Source organism: Sandarakinorhabdus sp., from assembly GCF_031422795.1.
Classification (GTDB): Bacteria; Pseudomonadota; Alphaproteobacteria; order Sphingomonadales; family Sphingomonadaceae; genus Sandarakinorhabdus.
The window spans coordinates 1-2,433 of sequence record NZ_JANPML010000471.1 but is presented as its reverse complement, the minus strand read 5'-3'; the positions used below and the strand labels follow the sequence as shown (position 1 = coordinate 2,433).

Sequence of the window (2,433 nt, the reverse complement as noted above, 5' to 3'; positions counted from 1 at the left end):
ACGGCACCGGCGTCGAGATGGAGGCGCTCACCGCCGTTTCTGCCGCGCTGCTCACCGTTTATGACATGGCCAAGGCCCTCGACCGCACGATGCGGATCGACGGCATCCGCCTGCTGAAGAAATCCGGCGGGCGTTCGGGTGATTTTGTCGCCGAATGAGTGACTTGCTGCCTTTTTCGGCGGCGCTGGATCAGCTGCTGGCCGGCGTGGAGCCACTCGCCACCGAAACCCTCCCGCTCGATCACTGTGCTGGCCGGGTGTTGGCGCAGGCCATCACCGCCCGTCTGACCCAACCGCCGTTCGCCGCCGCCGCCATGGACGGCTATGCGATCCGCTGGGCCGATCTGCACCGGCCATGGCAGGTGGTGGGGGAAAGCGCCGCCGGCCATGGCTGGGCAGGCCAGTTGGGCGAGGGCCAAGCCGTGCGTATCTTCACCGGGGCGCCCGTGCCGACAAGTGCCGACGTCATCGTGGTGCAGGAGGAAGTGGCCCGCGACGACGGCGCTGACGGCGATGGGGCGCGCCTGGCGGGCGAAGGCCCGCCGCGCATTGGCGCGCATATCCGTCCGGCCGGCCAGGATTTTGCGGCCGGCGACGCCTTGATCGCGGCCGGCACGCGGCTGGTGGCGGCCCATCTGGGGCTGGCGGCGGCCGGCGGCTGGGGCGCGCTGCCGGTTGTCCGTCGCCCGCGGGTCACGCTGATTGCGACGGGGGATGAACTGGTCTTGCCGGGGGAAACGCCAGGGCCGGGACAGATTGTTTCCGCCAACCCGGTGATGCTCGCCGCCCTGCTTCGCGCCGCCGGCGCCGATGTGCATGATCCCGGCCTGGTACCGGACAATCGCGCTGTGCTGGCCAAGGCACTGCAGGACGCGGATGCCGATCTGATCATCACCATCGGCGGTGCCTCGGTGGGCGATCATGATCTGGTGGTGCCCGTGCTGCGCGATCTGGGGGCCGAACTGGACTTCTGGAAGATTGCCCTGCGGCCCGGTAAACCGCTGCTGGCCGGACGATTGGGCGGCACCCGAGTGCTGGGCCTGCCGGGCAATCCGGTCTCTGCCTTTGTAACCGCGCTGTTGTTTGCCGTGCCGTTGGTGTCCCGATTGGGCGGGCGGGCGCATGATCTACCGCTGGAATGGCTGAAGCTGGCCACGCCGCTGCCGGCCAATGGTGCCCGCCGCGATCATCTGCGGGCACGGCGTACGCCAAACGGCGCAGAACCCTTTGCCAGGCAAGACAGTGCCCTGCTCTCGCTGCTGGCGCAGGCCGAATTGCTGATCATCCGCGAGGCGCATGCGCCGGCAGCGGCGGCCGGCGATGAAGTTACCTGCATTGCGCTTGACATGTTCCATTCTGTTTTCTAGATGTTCTATCCATGTTCCGTTTGACGCGGCTTGGGAGACAATGAAATGCTGACCCGGAAACAGCAGGAATTGCTGATCTTCATCGATGATCGATTGAAGTCTGATGGCGTGTCCCCCTCCTTTGAGGAGATGAAGGAAGCGCTGAACCTGAAATCCAAATCCGGCGTCCACCGGCTGATCAACGCGCTGGAAGAACGCGCCTTCATCCGTCGCCTGCCCAACCGCGCCCGCGCATTGGAAGTGCTGCGCTTGCCAGAAGCGTTGAAGATCGAAAAACCGGCGCTCACGCTGGTTGCCAGCCGCCCGGCTCCTGCCCCTCCCGCACTGGCAATGCTGGCCGCCAACGACACAGTGACCGTGCCGCTGCACGGCCGAATCGCGGCTGGTCTGCCGGTGGAAGCACTGGAAAGCGACCGCTCGCTGTCGGTGCCAGCTGCGCTGCTGGGCCCCGGCGATCATTATGCGCTGGAAGTGTCAGGCGATTCGATGATCGAAGCCGGCATCCACGATGGCGATTATGCCCTGATCCGGCGCTGCGACACGGCGCGTGATGGCGATATCATCGTGGCGCTGATCGACGAATCCGAAGCAACGCTGAAATATCTGCACCATGAAAAGGGCCTGGTCCGCCTTGATCCGGCCAACAGCAGCTTTGAACCGCAGCGCTATCGCCCGGAACAGGTGCGCATCCAGGGCAAGCTCGCCGGCTTGCTGCGCCGTTACCACTGATCGGCACAACCCTGTTCCCACTTCAGCGCCCGCCCTCATCCGGCGGGCGTTGTCGTTACAAGGCCAGGCGATAAACGCGCGCCGCCGTGGCGCTGAACAGGGCGGTCTTTTCGTCCTCGCTGGCGCCGGCGCTGAGCAGTTTGAAGGCGTTCCACAGCGTGGCGTAATCGCAGGTGCCGCGATCGACCGGGAAGTTGCTTTCGAACATGCAGCGATCCGCGCCGAACGCGGCCACAGCCGTTTCGATCCAGGGCCGCCATTCATCGGCCAGCATGGCCGCCGTGGCCGGCGGATCGGCCATGAAACTGGCAAAGCCGCCGAACGGCATGGCCAAGCCG

General features: G+C 65.9%; 4 protein-coding genes. 3 read left to right on the top strand and 1 reads right to left on the bottom strand.

Annotated elements, in window-relative coordinates; all coding sequences use genetic code 11:
* The 3 genes from RMO81_RS15955 to lexA all read left to right on the top strand — a co-directional run.
* Positions 1-158, top strand: a 158-nt coding sequence (locus RMO81_RS15955) for a cyclic pyranopterin monophosphate synthase MoaC (RefSeq protein ID WP_310476945.1), incomplete at its 5' end; no start/stop codon positions are given.
* Complete coding sequence (glp, locus tag RMO81_RS15950) at positions 155-1,366, top strand: gephyrin-like molybdotransferase Glp (RefSeq protein ID WP_310476944.1); 1,212 nt, start codon at positions 155-157, stop codon at positions 1,364-1,366. The genes RMO81_RS15955 and glp, both read left to right, overlap by 4 nt.
* Positions 1,367-1,411: 45 nt before the next feature.
* The gene (gene lexA / locus RMO81_RS15945; RefSeq protein WP_310476943.1) at positions 1,412-2,095 is read left to right on the top strand and encodes a transcriptional repressor LexA; all 684 of its coding nucleotides are present in this window, start codon (positions 1,412-1,414) and stop codon (positions 2,093-2,095) included.
* 55 nt (positions 2,096-2,150) lie between these two features.
* Here lexA and RMO81_RS15940 read toward each other — a convergent pair.
* Positions 2,151-2,433, bottom strand: a 283-nt coding sequence (locus RMO81_RS15940) for an amidohydrolase family protein (protein WP_310476942.1), incomplete at its 5' end; no start/stop codon positions are given.